This is a genomic window from Alkalicoccobacillus plakortidis, from assembly GCF_023703085.1.
Taxonomy (GTDB): Bacteria; Bacillota; Bacilli; order Bacillales; family Bacillaceae_D; genus Alkalicoccobacillus; species Alkalicoccobacillus plakortidis.
In genome coordinates, this window is the sequence record NZ_JAMQJY010000001.1 from 2,696,310 (window position 1) to 2,718,808 (window position 22,499).

The following is a 22,499-nucleotide window of genomic DNA, read 5'->3' on the forward strand; positions in this document are numbered from 1 at the left end:
TAGTAGGCATAAAAAATAGACTCCATAGAAAAGGAGTCTACTAGATAAATTATTTGTTATTAGCAACGTAATCTTGAAGAGATTTAAGGATATCTTCAGCACCTTGAGGGCTAAGAATGATTTTACCGTTTGCAATAGAAAGGTTATCATCAGAAACCTCTCCAGTAATTTGACAAGTCATGTTTGGCTTATATTTCTTTAAGATGATGCGCTCGTTATCAACATAGATTTCAAGAGCGTCCTTCTCAGCGATATCTAATGTGCGACGAAGCTCGATTGGAATAACTACCCGTCCTAATTCGTCAACCTTACGTACAATACCTGTAGATTTCATGCTATATATTCTCCTCTCGAGTATACGAGACCTCACCGATATTAGGAAATTATGAATCTAATAGGGTAAGAACTCATGATTTATTTGTGTCATAATTCGACATTTTACATCTACACTAAGAATACCAAGGTTTCCAAATCAAGTCAAATGTTTTTTTAGAAAAAGTTTAGAATTTGTTCTGCTTAATGATTGGGAAAAAACATAGTATATTTATTTATAGTAAATAAAAGGATATTAGTGTTTTCTAGTAATTATCGAATTAATCTTCTATACCCTGATACAATAGGTATTAATCATTTTTGTTGGATGTATAGGTAACTAGTAAAAAGGATGTGTTTAGAATGGATATCGAACACGAATTAGTGGAGAAATTAAAAAATGTAGGAGAAAAGCTTCGTAGTAGCTATGATCAGGGTCATACTAATAACGACATTATTCGACAAAAACTCGAAAAATGTCAGTCGGTTTTTCGACAAATGCAGTCGTTAACTAAGGAGAATCTTGCAGAATTACTTGATAAGAAAGAGATTGCTGGAGTAGATGGCTCGGTTAATCAGACAAAAGGTGAGCCACCGCATGTTATTTACTTCTTTCAATCTCTCGCAAAAACCACTACTGGTCACGGGGTGAGAAAATCAGATGTATATGTGCCGCTCTTAGATGATACAGACGATGAGGAAGCTGTCCAACCTCTTAAATGGCGATCACATTTGCTATCAAAGCTTGAGCTTCAGGCTGCTCAACAATTAATAGAAGAAAGAGAGCTTTCTTTTTTATTAATGGATGGTGCTCTCTATCATTACCGGATTGATGCAGAGGAAGATTGGGAGAAACTTAGACAAATGGCATTGGATAAAGGTGTACTTCTTGTTGGCGTTTCCGAGGAAATTACAACGGAGAATCTAGTGAAGCTAGATGCGTTCTCAGATTACGCAAACAAACCGTATTGTTATGATCGAGATTTGCTTTTTGGTGTCCTGAAAAAAGGAGAAAGCATTTATATAGAAGAAATTCAACATAAAGCAGGGTTACAATCAGTCTGGACAAGGTTTGGAGCAGCGCCTCAGATTACAGGATTTGATATGCTAGAGGAGCAAGCATATCGTAGGGAAGAGATATCCGATCTTCTATTCACCCTAACACCAAAAGATGGAAGAGGCATTCCGCTTTGGCTTGATTATGTAGATCGTGATATTCGGATAACGGACAAGCTGGTTGAAGGATTATTAGAGCAGTATCTTGATGCAGAAACTAGGCATCGGTTCTTTACACGAAAACGTAGTGATAGACCGTATTAATAGATAATAGGAGATGATCTAGATGCAGATTGTGGGTGTAACGACACAGCATGAGGTGTACGTGGCTTCAAAAACTCATAAGTTTAGAATGAATGAGCTTGGTTGTACTTGAAGATGAAGACTTGCATGATCCTAAAGGAGAGGTTGTTGAAACCTTCTCTTACAATCGCTACATTCCAATGGGTTTTGACAAAGGGCTAGCTGATCAAAGCGTGCTCGAAACATTAGAGCAAATTGGGTATGACATTGGTGCAGATGATATTCATATAGCAAAGGTCCGTTTATTTGAAGAGGCCGTGCAGCCAATTCAAACAGGAGCTACTGTTCGACATCCAGCATTTGAGGAAATAAAAGATCTACTCGTCACGACCACTGCTCGTGATGGCATGGTACTTGGAGAAATTAAGTCAACCGATTTTATTGCGCCTTCTCTGCCACAGGAATTAGATGGCTTATTGCATATGCAGGAGCAAGGTGTACTTCGTAAACAAAATGGTGTGCCTTTTATCTTTGATATTCGTGCGATGCAGCAGTATCCGCACATTGGTGTGTTTGGTGGATCTGGATCTGGTAAGTCATTTGGGTTACGAGTCATGTTAGAAGAGCTGATGAAGCTTAAGATTCCGACACTGGTATTCGATCCACACTTTGAAATGAACTTTTCAGCTAAATCAGAGGGTGTGGAGGATGCTCCTGGTTACGCGGATCAATACGATGTTGTGCAAATAGGACGCGATGTGGGTGTAGATTTCTCTGCCCTTTCGACAAGAGATGTGGAGCGACTGCTCTCAGCATCCGGGTCCCTAACGGAGTCCATGGTTAATGTCATTCAAAGCATACATAAAAGGCGGGACAGCTATCAGTCTTTTAGTGATCGTGTAGCTAATCTGTCTGAGGCCCTTGAGATGGGTAAGCAAAAAGTCGAGGGCATGCTGCATGATGGGGGGATGTCGAGAGACGAAATCAGTCGTTTTAGCACATTTAAATCGTTGCTTGATCAATATGGAAGCTTACCGCTATCCTCGATAAAAGGTATTCAATGGCGGGCAAATCGTCTTCATCAGGCGGGTTTATTTCAGCAAAACATTCGTGCAATTGAAACGAGTATTCATCAAGGCAAACTAGTGGTGATACAAGGCGCAGTTTGGCTGCTTCAGGTATTTTCAAGCTATGTGATTGGCTCATTATACGGTCAAAGGCGTGCCTATCGTGATGCAAAGCTTCAACAGGAGCAGGGGCAATTTTTCCCGCCGTTTGTTGTGGTGACAGATGAAGCCCACAACTTTGCGCCAAAAGGTTACGATGCTCCGGCCAAATCGGTGTTAAAAGAGATTGCGCAAGAGGGAAGAAAATATGGGGTGTTTTTGATATTTGCTACGCAGCGTCCTACGCTACTCGATGAGACAATTACGGCGCAGCTTAACTCTAAATTTGTATTCAGGACGGTACGGGGAACGGATATTCAAACAATTAAAGAAGAAACAGATTTAACATATGAGGAAGGGAAACGGTTGCCGTACCTGCGGTCTGGAGATGTGTTTGTTTCTTCTGCTATAATCGGGCGGACGATGGCTGTACGGATCCGGATGGCACACTCTACAAGCCCGCATACGTTAAATCCATTTGATGAGCTTCAGCAGATGAATGCACAGGGAGATGAGGTTGTGCTTGAGGCGCTTTATCCTCACTTGCCGTTGTCTGAAATGAGTTTAGTGAAGGAATTGACACAGTTAAATCGTGATGCAGCAAAAAGTTGGGATGTATCAACGTGGAAACAGGAGCTTGAGCGATTATGTAGAGATGAGTTGCTGGTTAAGCAAAAGACGCCGTTTGCTACGCTTTATGACCGCGCTTGACACAGTTAGGGTTGTTTCGGTATATTCAAGGATATACTGATTTATATATTCATTCCAATGAACGGATAAGTACACGACACAGATTCACACAGAGAGCTTGGGGGAGCTGAAAACCAGTTGAGGATGTTAGTGGAATATGGTCCTGGAGGATTCTGTCTTCGAGTGGTGATTCTGCCATAAGGGGAGAGCGTAGCTGGCGATAACAGATAAGTCATGATGACTTTACGAGCCCTTCTGCTGTGAAGCGAGGGGGAACTTGGGTGGTACCACGTGAGCACAGCTCTCGTCCCGATTACGGACGAGGGCTTTTTTATATGGAAAAATGACTGAAGGAGGGCACACCATGCCTGAAGAAAAGAACAGCTTTTATATCACAACCCCGATTTATTACCCAAGTGGCAAATTGCATATTGGTCACACGTATACAACAGTAGCAGGAGATGCAATGGCTCGTTACAAACGCCTGCGCGGTTACGAGGTCCGCTATCTAACAGGCACAGATGAGCATGGACAAAAGATCGAGAAGAAAGCGGCAGAGGAAGGCCTGACACCGCTGCAATTTACAGACAAAATGGTTGAACCGATTAAGGCACTCTGGGAAAAGCTTGATATTTCTTATGATGATTTTATTCGGACAACAGAAGATCGACATAAGGACGTTGTTGAAAAAATATTTGAGCAACTGCTTAAACAGGATGATATTTACCTTGGTGAATATGAGGGCTTGGTACTCAGTTTCAGATGAAACTTTTTATAATGAGCGCGACCTTGTTGATGCAACAAAAGATGAGCAAGGCATTGTAACAGGTGGAAAAAGTCCCGATTCAGGTCATCCAGTTGAAAAGGTACGCGAGCAATCCTACTTTTTCCGGATGAGTAAGTATGCCGATCGTCTGCTTGCTCATTACGAGGCGAACCCTGATTTTATCCAACCGGTTTCACGCAAAAATGAAATGGTGAATAACTTTATCAAACCAGGACTTGAGGATTTAGCCGTATCTCGTACAACTTTTAGTTGGGGTGTGAAGGTTCCGAGTAATCCAAAACATGTGGTTTATGTGTGGATTGATGCATTAGCAAACTACATTACCGCTCTTGGATATAGATCGGATGATGATTCCCTGTACCAAAAATACTGGCCAGCGAGTGTTCATTTAGTAGGTAAGGATATTCTACGCTTCCATACGATCTATTGGCCAATTATGTTGATGGCGCTGGATGTACCACTACCGAAAAAAGTGTTTGGACACGGTTGGTTTTTAACTAAGGACGGCAAGATGTCCAAATCAAAAGGTAATGTTGTAAATCCAGTACCATTAATTGATCGCTATGGTTTAGATGCGATTCGTTACTATCTGCTGCGTGAAGTGCCATTTGGCTCGGATGGTGTCTTTACACCTGAAGCGTTTGTTGAGCGCGTGAATTATGATCTTGCAAATGATTTAGGGAATCTCCTTAATCGAACAGTGGCAATGATTCAAAAGTATTTTGATGGGGAGATTCCGGCTTATGTGAAAAACGGTACGCCATTTGATGAGGATCTGCTTGATCTTGTTGGGGCTACAGTGACAAAAGTAGAGAATGCGATGGAAGAAATGGAATTCTCGATTGCGTTAACAGCAATCTGGCAGCTAGTCAGCCGTACGAATAAATACATTGATGAAACACAGCCGTGGACTTTGGCGAAGGATGAAGGGGAGAGAGAACGCCTGGGCACCGTGATGTACCATTTAGCGGAGTCACTACGTATTATCTCTGTGTTAATCCAACCGTTTATGACAAAAACACCGGATAAAATCTGGTCGCAATTAGGTGTGGAACAGACTATTACAACATGGGATTCCACAGCCGAATTTGGACAAATTCCAGCCGGAACAAAGGTTGGTAAAGGTGAACCGATCTTCCCTCGTTTGGATGTAGCAGAAGAGGTTGCTCACATTGTTGAATTAATGGGTGGGAAGGTAAAAGAGGAAGAAGAGCCAGAAGAAATTGAAGATGAGAATCAAATTACGATTGAAGACTTCTCAAAAGTAGAGTTACGTGTGGCGGAAGTAACATCTGCTGAGCCAGTTGAAGGAGCCGATCGTCTGCTTAAGATTCAGCTTGATTTAGGCTATGAGCAACGTCAAGTTGTATCCGGTATCGCAAAATTTTACAAACCAGAAGACCTAGTTGGTAAAAAGGTCATCTGTGTCGCAAATCTAAAACCAGTGAAACTGCGTGGAGAATTGTCACAAGGTATGATCCTAGCAGGCACTAAAGGTAAAAAGCTTCAGTTAGCTACTATTGATGGAGCACTTCCAAATGGAGCTCAAGTAAAATAAAGAAAAGCAGTACTGCGTCATTGTAGCGCAGTACTGCTTTTTTACTCTTGAATGTATTTTTTTGTAATCCGGACTCGATTGACTTTTCTAGTATCTGCTTCAAGAATTTCAAATTCAAGATCTTGAAGATATATTTTTTCTCCTACACTCGGTAAATCACCAGAATGATGAATTAAAAAGCCAGCAAGGTTATCCTCGTCCTCAGGGATATGGGTGTGAAAGATAAGGTTTAGTCGACGAATTGAGATCTTTCCATCACATATGATTTGGGTATCTGTATGTTCTTCCACAAGAACATCATCTATATCTGTCTCATCTTCAATGTCTTGACCGATAATGGCTTCAATTAGATCCTCGTGAGTGATGATTCCTTCAGTACCACCGTACTCATCAAGAACGATCGCAATATGTTTTTTCTCCTGAATCATTCGTTGAAACACCACGTTGACCTGGTGGAACTCATAAACAAATAAAGGATCTAGATCTGCGATGTCTCTTATTTTCTTTTGAGGACTTTTCAGCCAGTTGAGTACAAATTTCGTATGGAAAACGCCGATAATCTGATCGAGGCTTTCTTCATAGATTGGATATCTTGAATACTGATTATCAGATAGAATCTCTTGAGCTTCTTCAAACGTCATCTCTGCAGGTATGCCTCTTATATCAATACGTGGCGTTTGTAAGACATCCGCTACGTTCAATTGTTGAAAATCAAGCATACTTTTTAAACGATAAACCTCATCTTGCTCGAATGTACCTTCTGTTTCTCCAATATCAAACATTGCTCGCATTTCGTCCTTTGAGAAAGAAACTTGATCTGCATTTTTTTGACCAAGTAATGTAATAACCATTCGAGTGAAAGCGTTTAGAAAAAATGTTATGGGTTTTAATATAATTAGCTGTAGACGGATAATCGGAAAAACCAAATAAGCTATTCGTTCAGGGAAGGCTGCAGCTATAGACTTAGGCAGTACCTCTGAAAAAATAATAAGACAAACAGTTAGTATACCAGTGGCAATCGCAACATTTACTCCATAGTCTAAAGCAACAATAGTAACGAGAGAAGGAAGTATAATGTTTGGTATGTTATTGGAAACAAGAATTCCAGGAATAAATTCGTCAGCATTTGTGACCAATTTTAAAAGCTGTTCAGATTTTTTATCGCCATTGGCTGCTTTACTTTGCAGTCTAACCTTATTCGTAGCTGTTAAAGCTGTTTCGCTTCCTGAAAAGAAAAATGAAGCAAAAAAACAAAGTACTATCGCAATGATCAAATGTGTTCCCTCCAGTTTAGTCTACACAAATAAATGAGTAGACAGTTAAACATATCATATAATTGCTATGTGGCAAGGTCAAGGAAGTGGATGCTCCAAGCTTTTATAATCATAAAGAACCCCCTATTAAGAAGAAATAGGGGGTTCAACACTATACAATTAAAACTCTTCATAAACAGCTTGGGTCTTGGTCGTGAATCCTTCCATCTGGTCGAGTGAGTTTACTGATGATTTGCATGTCTTCATCAGATAAAGAGAAGTCAAATACAGATAGATTTTCGAGCTGACGGCCGGCTGAAGATGCTTTAGGGAGAGGCAGTGCTCCTAGCTGGATATGCCAACGCAAGATAATTTGCGGAATCGATTTTCCGTGAGCCGCAGCAATGGTCTGAATATCTTTATTCTCAAGCACATTGCTTGCTCGGCCAAGAGGGCTCCATGATTCCGTAATGATGCCGTGCTCTTGATCAAAGGAACGTTGCTTTTCTTGTGAAAAATGAGGATGTAGTTCCACTTGATTAATACTTGGTGTCACGCCGGTCTCTTGAATGATTTTTTCTAGATGTTCGGGTAGAAAGTTTGATACTCCAATTGAACGAATTAACCCCCATTTTTGGGCATCAACCAAAGCTTGCCATGCTTCTACAAATCGTTCTTGCGATGGATTTGGCCAATGAATTAGGTAAAGGTCATAATAATCTAAGTCTGTTCGTAATAGGGATTCTTGAATCGTAGACACGGCTTTTTTATAGCTATGATGTCTGCCGGGAAGTTTAGAGGTAATTCGCAATTGCTCTCGTGGAACCGTACTTCTTTTAATGGCTGCACCAACAGCCCCTTCATTTTCATAATTAAAGGCAGAATCAATCAGTCGGTACCCGATATCAATGGCGCTTGAAATGATATGAACACCTGCTGTTCCTTTAATATTGGCTGTTCCAAATCCGATAGCCGGAACTGTTAAGCCATCATTTAACGTTCTAGTGGGAATGGAGTTTGTCATGGTATGGCTCCTTTCGAAAGTTAGATATAAGAAACTATACCCTGTTATTAGAAATCTTATTACATTGAATTAAAAGTGGCATTGACTTGTCTATCTTTGGCAGAACTTAGACGCCGTCAAAAATGATCAAGTATATTATGTGAACGATGAGCCATTGTTTGTCTACACGTCGCTTGCTATCAAAAAATCGTTAGAAGAAATTACTGATGTGTTAGTCAAATAACAGAAGAAATAAAACGACGAACAATCCTAAATAGGACCATTCGTCGTTTTTTACTTTTATCTGTACCCTATTCTATTCATTATTTTGAGGAGTGTCAGCCGCTTTAATATCCTCTATAGCCTTCTGCGCTAACTTCGAAATGGTCATGTCATCCATTGGTGGGTTGTGCAAACCGGCGCGCACATCGCGATAGTGGCGTTGCAGTGGGCAGGCAAGCTCTAAACTTTTAGAGCCAACAATTCGCATCGCTTTATCTACTACTTGGATACTATTATTTACGACGGTGTGTTTAACCACACCGATTTCGTTGTTGATCAAAGGTCGGGTTAACTCGTTATCGTATGCTCTGGTGACCGAATAGATGATGTGGCGTGACTGCATCATCAGTAAATCGATTTCACCAATTGCTGTTTGCACATTTGGAAGGTCACTAATCGTGCCAGAGATACTATTAGGTGAATGCTTAGTCGCGTATGCAACGGCATAGTCGCGTGCAGCTTGGGCGATGCCAAGGTAATTAGCGGGAATGTGCGTCATCCATGCATTCACGTTACTTCCTCTTGGACCGTTGTTGACTTCTACTAAATAGAAATCATCTACTTTTACATCCTTTAAGATGAGATCATGACTCTCGGTACTTCGCATGCCTACCATATTCCAGTTCTCCCGAATGGAGATGCCTTCTGTATCACGGTGGATTAAAAAGAACCCCACAGCTTGTTTCTCTTCAATCCATACACCTGTAAGGTAATAGGTGAGATATGGAGACATTGTAGTGAATGTTTTTTCTCCATTAATAACCCAAGTATCACCAGAACGAACCGCTTGTGTACCTGGACGTCCGCCTCGAGTAGGGCTACCAGTTTGTGCTTCGCTGACTGCGCGATTTACTAGAGCACCTTTTTTCACTTCTTCAGCAAAAAAGGATAGCTGCTCTTCCGTCCATAATCTCTTCTCATAGATTTCGCCCACAACCCCTTGGTGCCAGCTGATAGAAAGGGCAGTAGCTCCATCCATACTTCCGAGTGTTTCTTGAAAAAGAACTAAATCAGAGGTAGAGAGACCACTGCCTCCATACGATGTTGGTAATGCGAGTGATGTATAACCTAACTTTACTAATGCTTCTATATTATTTATTGGGAACTGACCATTTTCGTCATTTTTTCTGGCGGATTGTTCAATTTGAGTTCGGAGTTGTTCGAGTTTAGCTAACCAGACTTTTTGGAATTCGTTTGTTGCGAATAGTGCTGTTGACAAGGCCATTCATCTCCTCTATTAAAATACACGTTCCTGTATACCCGTATTTTAACATGATCAGACAGATAAATCGCACTTAACGGATAAGGATTTAGGTAGTAAGTGATATGAAGTGATTAGACCGATTTTTCCCAAACAATTTTTAGACCTTCGTTTTCTTCAACTTTCATACGATATTCAGACATGTTATCTGGAAGGGGTGGGGTGACAATAAATTTGTAGGATCTATGTCCTGAATTCCCACCACCATCAGATTGACGTACCTTATAATGAGGACCAAAAGACATGTTCATGGTGAAAAACTTAAACGGTATATCAGCCGGATCATCGTTGCTATAATCCCAATCAAGGTTAAGATTAATGACACTTGCATTCTGAAATTGGCGTACATATGTCACAGAGAACAAAACATTGTTGATATCTTCTACTTGCATCACCGTAACATGTTTTCTAAAACCTTCGGGAACGATCTCTGGTAAATAACTCTCTTCGTTATATGCATTGCTGAAAAGAGCCTGAAGAAACCTTTCAACTAAACCATATTTTTCAGACCAATTCGATATAAGCTCTAATGGAGGATATCCTGGATTGCCATTAGATACATTCTTCCGTTTCTCTAACAAAGAACAAATTTCCTCATCAATTCCTGCAGCTCTGTCATCATAATAATCGGTTGGCTTTTTATAGCTCATGATTACCTCCTGATAATTTGGTTTATGACTTCCATTTTATCACTTATCTAGAAGTTGTGGTGGGTTGTATTTGCAGGTTATCCTTGTTTTTTTAAATACGTATTTGTGCTTTTTGAACATATAAAGAAACCCCGATCACTTGCATCTACGTTCACATAAGCGGTAAGATTCTTTGCATAGATGGAAGGATTGGAGGGTTTTTGATGTTATTTGATACACATGTGCATTTGAATGCGGACCAGTTTGAAGAAGACTTGGAGCAGGTGATTGCTAGAGCTAAAGATGCTGGCGTAGAGCGTATGGTTGTAGTTGGTTTTGATGAAAAAACGATAAATAAAGCGATTGAATTAGTTGAGACATATGACTTTTTATATGCAGCTGTTGGCTTGGCATCCAGTTGACGCTATTGATATGACTGATGAACACTTAGTGTGGCTTGGAAGAGCTTGCAGCTCATCCAAAGGTAGTAGCACTAGGTGAAATGGGTCTTGATTATCATTGGGATAAGTCGCCTAAAGATATTCAAAAAGAAGTTTTTATTAAGCAAATCCACTTAGCTAAGAAGGTAAATCTTCCTATAATCATTCATAATCGTGATGCGGATAAAGATATTGTTGAGATTCTGGAGGCTGAAGGCGCTAAAGACGTTGGTGGAATTATGCATTGCTTTGGAGGCAGTGTAGAAATTGCTGATCGTTGTCTAAAAATGAATTTCTATATTTCATTAGGTGGTCCGGTTACGTTTAAAAATGCAAAGCGGCCAAAAGAAGTAGCAAAACATGTACCTATGGACAGGCTTCTAATTGAAACGGATTGTCCTTATCTTGCTCCTCATCCAAATCGTGGGAAGAGGAATGAGCCAGGTTACGTAAAATTAGTTGCGGAAGAAATTGCAGCGCTACGTGAGATGAGCTACGAGGATGTTGCGCGTCAAACGACTCAAAACGCAGATGTGTTATTTAGGCTAGCTTAATAACAGATCAAGTATCAGCGAGCGTAGATATTTACACAGAATAGACCTTGAGAAGAGCCTAATTTAGTAGGCTTTTTTCTATTTATGCACAAAATATTTCGACACCAATTTACAATGCTTTGGACAACTCTTGTTGATTCGTTTTTGTTCTACAGCAACTAACTCGGACATATGGCTAAGTGTCGAGAGAATTATCTTTTCTTTTAGAAAATGTCAAGAGATAATAAGGGCATTCTTGGTGGTAAAAATGAATTTTTTCTAAAGTTTATTTGACAAGAGGGGGGACAATCGATATACTTCATAGCGTTAAGAGGAGGAATGTATACATATGGAAGCGACAAAGACATATAGGCTTCTTTTGGATAATGTTTCTAATCATAAGTACCTCATTTCGATCATTGGCTTTGTGATTGCATTAGCTGCTGTTTTTTATGCGGTTTTTGAAATGACAAAAAATACTGTTACAGTTAGCATCGATGGGAACGAAGAAGTTATTCTTTCAACCCACGCTGAAACCATAGCCGATTTATTTGCCGAGGAAGATTGGGATACAAACCAACATGATTTGATAGAACCGTCGTTGGATACGCCAATTGACGAAGATAAACAGGTTCTTTGGAAACAAGCAAAAGAAGTAGCCGTTACAATTGACGGAGAGACAGAAGATGTTTGGACAACGCAAGAGAATGTCAGTGGATTACTCGACGAATTATCGATTGAGTATAAAGAACAAGATGAGCTAGAGCCTAATGCAGATACAATGATTACAAATAATATGAACGTTCAATATCAGCCGGCCTTTCTTGTTACATTACTAAGCGATGGGGAAGAGCAGGACATTTGGACAACTTCGACGACTGTCGCTGACTTTTTGGATAGAGAAGAGATTGAACTAGGAGATCTGGATCGAGTCGAACCCATTTTAGATGACCATTTAGATAAAGAAACTGAAGTTCAAGTTACACGCGTTGAAAAAGTCACCGATGTGGTGGAAGAATCAATCTCGTATGAAACAATTACGAAAAATGATGATAAGTTAAATAAAGGTACAGAGAAGGTTGAAGAGGAAGGCAAAGAAGGTGTTCTTAAGAATACCTTTGAAGTTGTCCTTGAAGACGGGGAAGAAGTAACTCGTGAGTTGGTCAAAACAGAAACGGTTGAAGACCGTGTTGATCGTGTTGTAGCTGTTGGTACACGTGAGGAAGCACCTGCAGTTGCAGCGAATGATGAACAGCCAGTTCGTGAAAAGAAACAAGAAACAAAAATAGCCAGTGAAACGGTGGAAGCACCAGCATCAGAACCAAAATCAGAGAAGTCCTTTACCATGACAGCCACGGCTTATACGGTTGGTTGTGCAGGGTGTAGTGGTGTGACAGCAACTGGTATTGATCTAAATAGCAACCGGAATATGAAGGTTGTGGCCGTTGATCCGAGTGTCATTCCACTTGGTTCAAAAGTACATGTAGAAGGCTATGGTACAGCGATTGCCGGAGATACTGGCGGCGCGATTAATGGAAATAAAATTGATCTACACGTACCTTCGCAAGCAGAAGCTGAACGGTTTGGGCGTAAGCAAGTAAAAGTAACGATAGTCGAATAAAAAAATGAATCAACTGAGTCGATCCACAGAGTACACCTCTAGTGATGATCGGCTTCTTTTGTTTTGGGTGAAATCGGTATACAATAAGGAGCAGAAAGTTTGAGATCGGAGAATTGGGATGAAGATTAAAGAAGTGATTGTGGTAGAAGGCCGAGACGATACGACTGCGATCCAACGTGCAGTGGATGCAGATACAATTGAAACAAATGGATCAGCCATTGGTGAGTCTGTGCTTGCTCGAATTGCTCTTGCAAAACAGAGGCGGGGAATTATCATTCTAACGGACCCCGATTACCCAGGTGAGAGAATTAGGCGCGTCGTTAGCCAACATGTGCCCGGGTGCAAGCACGCTTTTTTGCCAAAGCATGCGGCTATCTCTAAAAAAGGTGATGATCTAGGTGTTGAGAATGCATCACCCGAGGCGATTCGTCTCGCATTAAGCTCTGTTCAGGAGGAAGCGGTGGAGGCACCTGCTCAAATCCTTTGGGAGGATCTTCATGCGGCTGGTCTTGTTGCAGGTGAGCATGCTAAAAGAAGACGAGAGCAGTTAGGTGAGAAGCTCTCCATTGGCTATGCAAACGGAAAACAGTTACTGAAGCGGCTTCATATCTTTCAAATACAGCCCGAAGAATTTCGTGAGGCGTTGATTTTAGTTCTTAAGGAGGAACAACAGCATGACTAAGGATATTGCAACCCCGTTGCGTACAAAAGAAATACTCGCGAGGCACGGCTTTCATTTAAAGAAAAGCCTTGGTCAAAATTTTCTTATTGATACCAACATCCTCACAAATATTGTGGAGGCAGCAGAAATAGATGAAGAAACGGGTGTCATTGAAGTAGGTCCTGGAATCGGGGCTTTAACGGAGTATTTGGCAAGGAAGGCTAAAAAAGTGGTTGCGATTGAAATTGATCAACGACTGCTGCCGGTGTTAGCGGATACGCTATCTCCTTATCCAAATGCAGAGGTGATTCATTCGGATGTACTGAAAGCTGACCTTGAACAGCTTCTTATTGATAAGTTTTCCGATGTGAAACAAGTTAAGGTCGTAGCGAACCTGCCATATTACGTTACCACTCCAATTTTAATGAGGTTTTTAGAAGGAAGATTAGATGTGACGAGTATAACCGTTATGATTCAATCAGAGGTCGCACAACGTATCGCTGCAAAACCCGGAACAAAAGAGTATGGTGCATTATCCATTGCGGCGCAGTATTATGCACATGCAGAGCGAGTGATGACTGTACCGGCGAGTGTCTTTGTGCCACCACCACGAGTTGATTCTGCTGTATTGCATTTACGAGTTCGCGAAGAGCCTGCAGCGAAAGTGATCGATGAATCGTACTTTTTTGAGGTGTTTCACGCAAGCTTTGCAAACCGAAGAAAAACCATTCTAAATAACCTGACACATAATTTAGGACCTAAAGAGCGTAAGCCTGAGATGGAAGAAGCACTTCAAGAAGCAGCTATAGATCCAAAACGACGTGGGGAGACCTTGTCTATCGAAGAATTTGCTACGTTAAGTGATGCCCTTTATACCCGGTTAAAAGCCTGATTGGTGCACCGTTTCCCTCCTTTTATCATAGGCTGAACAGGAGGGGGCGGAGCGATGAAGCTTGTGGTGGGAGAATGTGTTACGAGAAACTCTTATCAGAACGATATGCTGTTTCGTATTCTTGAAATTACGAATCAAACAGCAATGCTTGCAGGAGAAGAGATGAGGCTACTGGCAGATGCTCCTCTTGACGATCTGCAGGTTGTCTCTGATACAGATAAACGAAAAAGAAGGCAGCAAGGCAAAGAAAAAGAAGATGTTTCATACCGGTTGTTTCGCCAGGATGCAAAGTTAATGAAGAAACGAAATGAGTATGCCGCTACGTCGGGGTATGAAGCGGATGCGACATTTTTTGAATTAAGAGGACGTGTCCTTCATCTTGATGGAGACGCTTTTTATCTTCAACGATGCACAGAGCTTTATGAGCGGTTTGGTGTACCGGTATATGGTGTACATCTGGATGAGAAAAAAATGCCAGATCAGATTGCATCACTACTTGATATGGTTCAGCCAGATATTGTAGTGATCACAGGACACGATGCGTACCTCCATGATAGAGGTGAACGGGATGATTTGCGTGCCTATCGACATACAAAGTACTTTGCCGAATGTGTGCGAATTGCTCGTAAACATTGTTCTCACAGAGATGAACTCATTATTTTTGCCGGAGCCTGTCAGTCTCATTTTGAAACATTAATTAAAGCAGGTGCAAACTTCGCAAGTTCTCCGGACCGAATTAATATACATGCATTGGACCCAGTTTATATCGCTGCAAAGGTTAGTCGTACCTCGTATATGGACGCGATTAAGCTCTGGGAGGTATTACGTAATACCATCACTGGCGAGGGTGGTGTTGGAGGCATTGAAACAAAAGGTATCATGCGTTTGGGCATGCCTTTAAAGGAATCTGAATAATACGAAGCACCTCATGTGGATTATGACTGCAATCGTGAGGTGTTTTTGTGGTTGTCCAAGATTTATACATATTATTCGACAAAAGGGACATTCTAAACGTATCTAATAGTTGGAAGATTCTTTTTTTGTGCAAAAACGTTGACATGTCAGAGATGACATTGTTATAATTAAAAATTTATTTGACGAATTGTGACGATTGTGTTATGATGAGCAAATAGTGAGGTGGGTGTCAGGATGGCAAAAACGTTGATTGATATCAAGCGAACACTGGATGCAAATGTTGGAAAGCGTATTACCATTAAGGCAAATGGCGGTCGTCGCAAAACCATGGAACGTTCTGGACTCTTAGAAGAAACGTATCCATCAGTATTTATTGTTAAGCTCGATGAAGACGATAATGCGTTTGAGCGAGTATCTTACAGCTATGCAGATGTATTAACTCAAACTGTTGAACTTCTTTTATCCGAAACAGAAGAAGGAGACAGTGAGGTAGCACTTAACGCCTAACATCATGACAAGACCTAATAACGTGACTTTCTGTAAGATACAGGAAGTCATATTTTTTTGTTTTTAAAGCAAACTAATAACGCTGCCGTAAAATTTCTTAAGGGAGATGTTCCGGATGAGCAGAAGACGCGGAGTCATGTCTGATCGATTGAAAGTGGAACTAGCAAAAGAGCTTGGTTTTTACGAAACAGTTGAGAAAGAAGGCTGGGGCGGCATCCGTGCCAGAGATGCAGGGAATATGGTGAAACGAGCGATTGAAATCGCAGAAAACCAATTGGCAAACGAACAAAACTCTAGATAACAAAAGCGGCAGCAAGAGCAGTCTCAAGTATTTTGGGACTGCTCTTTTTTTTGTAGGTTTAAGAACTCAAAGTCTCGGGAATACTAAGTCTAACAAACTACTAATAGATTAGGAGGTTAAGTCAATGAGTTTAAAGGAGTATATTGAGTCCATTAATGAGATGCTCGAAAATGCAAAAGAAGAAGGGCAACTAACTGTAAATGACAGCTCTAAATAATCGTTTAGACTTGTTACTTAACCAGACTTATACATCGTTCTACATAGGAAACCTCTTTTATTTTAGGGGTTTTTTATTTTGTGCTAAAGCAAGAAATGGATATGAGGTGGTATGTTCAGAGAACTAGTGATAAAATAGCGTAAGCATAACTATAGAAGGTGAAGACGTGAAATGTTCAGTAAAAGCACCGGCAAAAATTAATCTCTCTCTTGATGTGTTAGGAAAAAGAGCGGACGGTTATCATGAAGTAGAAATGATTATGACAACGGTTGATTTAGCAGATCGAATTGATTTAGTAGAAACGGCTGATCAGCGGATTACTCTAGAAGTATCAGAAGGCTTTATTCCGAGTGACCATCGTAACTTAGCTTGGCAGGCAGGAGATCTGCTGCAAAAGCGGTACAAGGTCAAAAAAGGAGCACATATCTACATTACAAAGCGAATCCCAGTTGCTGCAGGTTTGGCAGGTGGGAGCAGTGATGCTGCCGCTACTTTAAGAGGCTTAAATGAATTATGGGGTCTTGGACTCTCATTAGATGAATTAGCTAAGCTTGGTGGCGAAATTGGATCGGATGTTCCTTTCTGTGTGTATGGAGGTACAGCTATCGCAACAGGTAGAGGAGAAATTATCCGTCATATTGATGCTCCACCACCATTCTGGGTCATTTTGGCTAAACCTCCTACTGGTGTATCGACTGCAGATATCTATCGTGCCTTAAAGCCAGACTCTATTACACATCCGGATACAAAAGGTATGGAAGAAGCGATTCGTACACAGAATTTTGAGCAGATCTGTGGCTTGCTGCATAATGTGCTCGAATCAGTCACACTTGATCTATATCCTGAAGTAGACAAAATTAAGAAACAAATGCAGAAGTTTGGGGCAGATGGAGTCTTGATGAGCGGAAGTGGTCCTACGGTTTTTGGACTGGTTGCAAAGGAATCCAGATTAAACAGGATTTACAACGGCTTAAGAGGCTTCTGTGACGATGTACATGCAGTGCGTTTAATTCGTTCGGGCAACACTTGCTTAAAACCGGACAAAGATGGTATGTTATAACTAATTATTCGGTTTTTGGCGGAGGTACTATGAAAAAACTTAAACGAAGTGGTCGCCTGGTAGATATGACGTATTTCTTATTACAGCACCCTCATGAAGTCATTTCCCTCTCTCACTTCTCTCTGCGATATCATTCGGCAAAATCTTCAATCAGTGAAGATTTGGTTATTGTAAAAGAGATTTTTGAAGAAGAGGGTTATGGCTCTTTATTAACGATCCCTGGCGCTAGTGGTGGGGTGACTTTTATCCCCAGAATGAATAACAAGGATGCAACGGAATTGGTAGATAAGCTCATCTCTCAATTATCGGATCCAGAACGTATTTTGCCTGGTGGGTATCTATATATGATGGACTTGCTAGGAAATCCTCGGCTTATGCACGAAATTGGCCGGTTGTTTGCTTCTGTTTTGGCAGATAAACAAATCGATGCTGTTCTAACAGTCGCAACAAAAGGAATTCCACTTGCATATGCTGTTGGGCATTATTTAGATGTGCCAGTTCGTATTGTGAGAAGAGACCTTCGTGTAATGGAAGGTTCCATGGTAAGTATTAATTATGTGTCAGGTTCATCGAAGCGTGTGCAGACGATGACGTTGGCTAGACGTAGCTTAACACCTGGGGCCAGAGTATTTGTCATTGATGACTTTATGAAGGTTGGCGGAACACTTAAAGGAATGGTGGATCTGTTAGAAGAGTTTGATGCTGATCTCGTAGCCGTAGGAGTCCTTACAGAATCAGTTGGAGTTGAAGAGCGACTCATTGAGGACTATATCTCAATTACGCGATTAAGTGAAATGAATATTCGTGATCGCACGATTAAAATAGAAGCAGGTAACGTTCTAGACAAAGTAGAAAATCAACAACCCTAAGGAGGAAACAAGATGAAAACTGTTTATACAAACCAAGCACCAGAAGCAATTGGACCTTACTCTCAAGGGGTTATTGTCAATAATTTGTTTTATAGCTCAGGACAAATTCCTTTGAAGCCGAATGGTGAATTACTTGAAGGAAATGTGCAAGAGCAAACCCATCAAGTTTTTGCTAATCTCAAAGCTGTCCTGGCAGAAGCAGGTTCCTCTTTAGACTCAGTTGTAAAAGCAACGGTTTTTATTAAAAACATGGACGAGTTTCCTCTTATTAATGAAGTATATGGGACATACTTTGATACACATAAACAGCTAGATCTTGTGTGGAAGTGGCAAGACTGCCTAAAGACGTTTTAATTGAAATTGAAGTCATTGCACTAGTCAAATAAGCGTTAGACAATAAGTGAAAATGGCGAAACGAACATCTTTGTTCGTTTCGCCATTTTTTTATTTTGTGCCGAGGTGTGCTGCGGGAGGGGCGGGGTTTCTTGCTAAGTAGAGTGTTCTCTTGATGAAAGTAGATAAGTTCTTGCTAAACGGAGCTGCCTCTTGAAGAAAGTACTAAAGATCTTGGTAATCAGCTGTGGCTCTTGCTACAAAGGGGGTCGGTCTTGCCAAACGGAGCTTCCTTTTAAAAAAGAATCAAAGTTCTCGATAACGCAATCTATCTGTTGGCAAAACCTCCTCAATCCCTTCTAGCAAAGCAAAAACAACCCACCAACTTAACTCGTCAGTCCCCAAAAAAACGCGGTTCGACTAATTTCGTGGTAAAAATGGATATTTTAAACGTATTTTTTTAAATTTTTCATATTTTTAGAAGGAAAACGCATACTTACAGCGAAATAAATGAGTAGCAAGAAATGATTTAACGGAGGGATGGCTACATGGAGATCACAGATGTCAGACTACGCCGCGTACAAACTGACGGACGTATGAGGGCGATTGCTTCAATAACGATGGATTTTGAATTTGTGGTTCATGATATCCGCGTTATTGATGGGAATAACGGTTTGTTTGTAGCGATGCCTAGTAAACGGACACCGGAGGGTGAATTTAGAGATATTGCTCATCCGATTTCTTCAAAAACGAGGGATAAAATTCAGGATGCTGTCCTGAAAGAGTTTGAAAGAGTTGGAGCAGCGGAGGAAGCCTCTCTTGAAGAGGCTGGTGCTTCTTAATTCATTCAGTGTGAGCTACTGCTTCTATGCAGTAGCTTTTTTTGTGTTATAAATCAACAGGGACTAAGGCAGTAACAATATATCCCTGTTGAAATAGGTCGATCTTTCCTTGAAATGACCTGATATTTAGGATATATTCGTAAGGGATATAGAAGATGGGGAGGAAGCTATGAGTAATCGTTATGCGGTGATTTTAGCAGCGGGCCAAGGAACGCGAATGAAATCAAAGCTTTATAAAGTACTTCATCCAGTTTGTGGAAAGCCTATGGTTCAACATGTATCAGATGCGCTTGGGCAAGTTGGATTTGATGAGACTGTTATTGTAGTGGGACACGGAGCTGAAGCTGTTCAAGCTCAATTAGGCGATGACATGCATTATGTGTTGCAATCTGAGCAGCTTGGTACAGGTCATGCTGTACTTCAGGCAGATGAACTTTTGAAGGATAAAAAAGGGATCACGGTTGTTCTCGCAGGAGACACACCATTATTAACTGGTGAAACCATTGATGCGTTAATTGAGGAGCATCATGCTAAACAGGCTAAGATTACAGTATTAACAGCCCTTGCTGAGGATCCAACAGGTTACGGCAGGGTCATTCGTGATGCCAATGGACTTGTTGAGCGTGTTGTGGAACATAAGGATGCTACTGCTGAAGAACAGAAAGTATGTGAGATTAACACAAGTACGTATTGCTTTGATAATGAGCTATTGTTTCAAGCATTAAAAAAAGTCGGAAATGACAATGCTCAGGGTGAGTATTATCTCCCTGATGTTATTGAAATTCTGCAGAAGCAAGGGGAAATTATTGCAGCCTATCAGTCACCATCTTTTTCAGAAACGCTTGGTGTAAATGATCGAGTTGCATTATCTCAGGCAGAAGCGATTATGAAAGAGCGGACAAATGAAAAGTGGATGCGTGCTGGTGTGACGATTGTTGATCCAACACAAACCTACATTTCACCTGATGCACGTATTGGTCAAGATACAGTCATCTATCCCGGTGTCTCTATTCAGGGGACGAGTATTATTGGTTCTGAATGTGTCATTGGGGCAAATAGTGAGATTCTTAATAGTACCCTAGCAGATTACGTAGAGGTTAAGCAGTCAGTCATCCATGACAGCACAGTTGCAGAACATGTCACAATTGGGCCGTTTGCTCATATTAGACCAGGCTCAGTGCTTGGGGAAGATGTTCGGATTGGTAACTTTGTTGAAGTGAAAAAATCCACTCTCGCAAAAGGAACGAAAGCAGCGCACCTTAGTTATGTTGGCGATGCAGAGGTTGGAGAGAATGTGAATTTGGGCTGTGGTACGATTACAGTGAATTATGATGGGGTAAATAAATATAAAACAACCATTGACGATGGTGCATTCATAGGCAGTAACTCTAATCTCGTTGCACCAGTTCATATTGGTGAAAATGCATTAGTGGCAGCTGGTTCTACTATTACAAAAGATGTACCGCATCAAGCGTTATCGATTGCACGTGCAAGACAGGTAAACAAAGAAAACTACAAAAAATCTAACTGATTCAACTAATGTGTGGAGGGTACAAAAAAATGGCGAAGTATGGTGATCCAAGCTTAAAGGTTTTTACACTGAATTCAAATAAAGATCTGGCCCAAGAGATAACAGAAAATATTGGCGTCTCGTTAGGGAAGAACTCTGTTATGCGTTTTAGTGACGGAGAAGTACAGATTAATATTGAAGAAAGTATTCGTGGGTGTGATATTTACTTAATCCAATCCACATCTGCTCCTGCTAATGAACATATTATGGAGCTTCTTATCATGATAGATGCCCTTAAGCGTGCTTCGGCAAAAACTATTAACATTGTGCTTCCTTACTACGGTTATGGACGTCAGGACCGCAAAGCACGTGCACGTGAACCTATCACGGCTAAGCTTGTTGCGAACCTTTTAGAGACAGCTGGAGCAACACGTGTATTAACAGTGGATCTTCATGCTACACAAATCCAAGGATTCTTTGATATCCCAGTTGACCAATTAATGGGTGTACCAATTTTATCTGATTACTTTAATGATAAGCAGCTTGATGACGTGGTTGTTGTTTCTCCAGATCACGGTGGTGTGGTACGAGCGAGAAAAATGGCAGATCGTCTTAAAACACCAATTGCGATAATTGATAAAAGAAGACCGAAACCAAATGTATCTGAAGTCATGAATATTGTAGGGAACATTGAAGGAAAAACATGTATCATTATCGATGATATCATCGATACAGCGGGTACAATCACACTTGCGGCAAATGCGTTGGTTGAGTACGGTGCAAAGGAAGTGTATGCATGCTGTACGCACCCTGTTCTTTCTGGTCCGGCTATTGAACGTATCCGTAATTCAAAGATTAAAGAACTAGTTGTAACAAACACAATCGCGTTAAAAGAAGAGCAACAAATTGATAAGATTACATCGTTGTCAGTTGCTCCATTGCTTGCAGAAGCTATTATCCGTGTACACGAGAACTCTTCTGTTAGTACGCTGTTTGATTGATACTCAAGTAAAAGTTCAACGTTTTTTTGCAAAGTCGGTTTGAAACGTTATGTTTAGGGGAACACATACAATAGAGTGTAATCTAATCAGAGGTGATAATGATGGCAGTATTAAAAGCAGAAAAACGTACAGATATGAGAGGATCAGGAACTAGAAAGGTTCGCAACGCAGGATTTGTACCGGGAGTATTATACGGTAACAAAGTAGATGCAACACCAGTTTCCGTTGAAAGTGTAGATTTTCTAAAAACGATTCGTGAGGTTGGCCGTAACGGTTTATTCTCACTTGAAGTTAAAGGCGGTAAAAAACACCAGGTCATGGTGCAGGAAGTACAAACAGATCCATTAAAAGATTCATTTGTTCACATCGACTTTTTTGAAGTAGATATGAAGTCAGAGATGGATGCAGATGTTCCAGTTCGTCTAGAAGGTGAAGCTCCGGGTGTTAAAGAAGGTGGAGTACTTGCTCAACTGAAGCATGAAATCAGCGTGAAGTGTCTTCCAAGCTGACATTCCTGAAGAAGTTGTCGTAGACGTATCTGAGCTTAATATCGGTGA

At 40.9% G+C, this 22,499-nt stretch carries 18 protein-coding genes and 4 pseudogenes; 17 read left to right on the forward strand and 5 right to left on the reverse strand.

Going from position 1 to position 22,499, the window contains the following annotated elements; translation table 11 throughout:
• Positions 1–49 precede the first annotated feature (49 nt).
• A complete protein-coding gene (gene abrB / locus NDM98_RS14090) occupies positions 50–334 on the reverse strand; it encodes a transition state genes transcriptional regulator AbrB (protein ID WP_251608733.1) in 285 nt (94 codons plus the stop codon).
• A 341-nt stretch (positions 335–675) separates the two neighbouring features.
• Here abrB and NDM98_RS14095 point away from each other — a divergent pair, with 341 nt between their 5' ends.
• The 3 genes and pseudogenes from NDM98_RS14095 to metG all read left to right on the forward strand — a co-directional run bounded on the left by NDM98_RS14095 (position 676) and on the right by metG (position 5,812).
• On the forward strand, positions 676–1,632 hold the full coding sequence (locus NDM98_RS14095) for a DNA double-strand break repair nuclease NurA (RefSeq protein ID WP_251608736.1): 957 nt from the start codon (positions 676–678) through the stop codon (positions 1,630–1,632).
• Positions 1,633–1,730: 98 nt separating this feature from the next.
• Positions 1,731–3,488, forward strand: coding sequence for an ATP-binding protein (locus NDM98_RS14100; RefSeq protein ID WP_251608739.1), 1,758 nt, complete (start codon positions 1,731–1,733; stop codon positions 3,486–3,488).
• Positions 3,489–3,831: 343 nt separating this feature from the next.
• Positions 3,832–5,812, forward strand: a pseudogene (gene metG / locus NDM98_RS14105) (methionine--tRNA ligase).
• 41 nt (positions 5,813–5,853) lie between these two features.
• Here metG and NDM98_RS14110 read toward each other — a convergent pair.
• From NDM98_RS14110 to NDM98_RS14125, 4 genes and pseudogenes are all read right to left on the reverse strand, one after another.
• Complete coding sequence (locus NDM98_RS14110; protein ID WP_251608742.1) at positions 5,854–7,086, reverse strand: CNNM domain-containing protein; 1,233 nt, start codon at positions 7,084–7,086, stop codon at positions 5,854–5,856.
• A 159-nt stretch (positions 7,087–7,245) separates the two neighbouring features.
• Positions 7,246–8,089 (reverse strand): annotated as a pseudogene (locus NDM98_RS14115) (aldo/keto reductase).
• Positions 8,090–8,384: 295 nt separating this feature from the next.
• Positions 8,385–9,569 carry an acyl-CoA dehydrogenase family protein gene (locus NDM98_RS14120; protein ID WP_251608745.1) on the reverse strand — a complete coding sequence of 395 codons (1,185 nt, stop codon included), beginning with the start codon at positions 9,567–9,569 and terminating at the stop codon, positions 8,385–8,387.
• A 116-nt stretch (positions 9,570–9,685) separates the two neighbouring features.
• The gene (locus NDM98_RS14125; protein WP_251608748.1) at positions 9,686–10,261 is read right to left on the reverse strand and encodes a hypothetical protein; all 576 of its coding nucleotides are present in this window, start codon (positions 10,259–10,261) and stop codon (positions 9,686–9,688) included.
• Between the two features lie 203 nt (positions 10,262–10,464).
• On the opposite strand from NDM98_RS14125, the pseudogene NDM98_RS14130 reads away from it, so the two are divergent.
• From NDM98_RS14130 to NDM98_RS14200, 14 genes and pseudogenes are all read left to right on the forward strand, one after another.
• A pseudogene (locus NDM98_RS14130) lies at positions 10,465–11,234 on the forward strand (TatD family hydrolase).
• Positions 11,235–11,562: 328 nt separating this feature from the next.
• Positions 11,563–12,834, forward strand: a complete 1,272-nt coding sequence (locus NDM98_RS23565) for a G5 and 3D domain-containing protein (protein ID WP_285803931.1) — start codon at positions 11,563–11,565, stop codon at positions 12,832–12,834.
• Positions 12,835–12,952: 118 nt separating this feature from the next.
• The gene (gene rnmV, locus NDM98_RS14145; protein ID WP_251608751.1) at positions 12,953–13,516 is read left to right on the forward strand and encodes a ribonuclease M5; all 564 of its coding nucleotides are present in this window, start codon (positions 12,953–12,955) and stop codon (positions 13,514–13,516) included.
• Positions 13,509–14,387, forward strand: coding sequence for a 16S rRNA (adenine(1518)-N(6)/adenine(1519)-N(6))-dimethyltransferase RsmA (gene rsmA / locus NDM98_RS14150; RefSeq protein ID WP_251608753.1), 879 nt, complete (start codon positions 13,509–13,511; stop codon positions 14,385–14,387). Before rnmV ends, rsmA begins: the two co-directional genes overlap by 8 nt.
• 54 nt (positions 14,388–14,441) lie before the next feature.
• Entirely contained in the window at positions 14,442–15,302 is an 861-nt protein-coding gene (gene yabG / locus NDM98_RS14155; RefSeq protein ID WP_251608756.1) for a sporulation peptidase YabG, read from the forward strand.
• A gap of 234 nt (positions 15,303–15,536) precedes the next feature.
• Positions 15,537–15,809, forward strand: a complete 273-nt coding sequence (gene veg, locus NDM98_RS14160) for a biofilm formation stimulator Veg (RefSeq protein ID WP_251608759.1) — start codon at positions 15,537–15,539, stop codon at positions 15,807–15,809.
• 115 nt (positions 15,810–15,924) lie between these two features.
• Entirely contained in the window at positions 15,925–16,110 is a 186-nt protein-coding gene (locus NDM98_RS14165) for a small, acid-soluble spore protein, alpha/beta type (protein WP_251608761.1), read from the forward strand.
• Positions 16,111–16,493: 383 nt separating this feature from the next.
• Positions 16,494–17,387: a 4-(cytidine 5'-diphospho)-2-C-methyl-D-erythritol kinase gene (gene ispE / locus NDM98_RS14170; RefSeq protein ID WP_251608764.1), complete on the forward strand. Its 894-nt coding sequence runs from the start codon at positions 16,494–16,496 to the stop codon at positions 17,385–17,387.
• A gap of 29 nt (positions 17,388–17,416) precedes the next feature.
• On the forward strand, positions 17,417–18,256 hold the full coding sequence (purR, locus tag NDM98_RS14175; protein WP_251608768.1) for a pur operon repressor: 840 nt from the start codon (positions 17,417–17,419) through the stop codon (positions 18,254–18,256).
• Positions 18,257–18,268: 12 nt separating this feature from the next.
• Positions 18,269–18,642, forward strand: a pseudogene (locus NDM98_RS14180) (RidA family protein).
• A gap of 495 nt (positions 18,643–19,137) precedes the next feature.
• Positions 19,138–19,431, forward strand: coding sequence for a septation regulator SpoVG (spoVG, locus tag NDM98_RS14185; RefSeq protein WP_251608771.1), 294 nt, complete (start codon positions 19,138–19,140; stop codon positions 19,429–19,431).
• 169 nt (positions 19,432–19,600) lie between these two features.
• A complete protein-coding gene (gene glmU, locus NDM98_RS14190) occupies positions 19,601–20,962 on the forward strand; it encodes a bifunctional UDP-N-acetylglucosamine diphosphorylase/glucosamine-1-phosphate N-acetyltransferase GlmU (protein WP_251608774.1) in 1,362 nt (453 codons plus the stop codon).
• 29 nt (positions 20,963–20,991) lie between these two features.
• Positions 20,992–21,942 (forward strand): ribose-phosphate diphosphokinase, encoded by a 951-nt coding sequence (locus NDM98_RS14195; RefSeq protein ID WP_251608777.1) that lies wholly within the window; start codon positions 20,992–20,994, stop codon positions 21,940–21,942.
• Positions 21,943–22,040: 98 nt separating this feature from the next.
• Positions 22,041–22,451: a 50S ribosomal protein L25 gene (locus tag NDM98_RS14200; protein ID WP_251608779.1), complete on the forward strand. Its 411-nt coding sequence runs from the start codon at positions 22,041–22,043 to the stop codon at positions 22,449–22,451.
• Positions 22,452–22,499 lie beyond the last annotated feature (48 nt).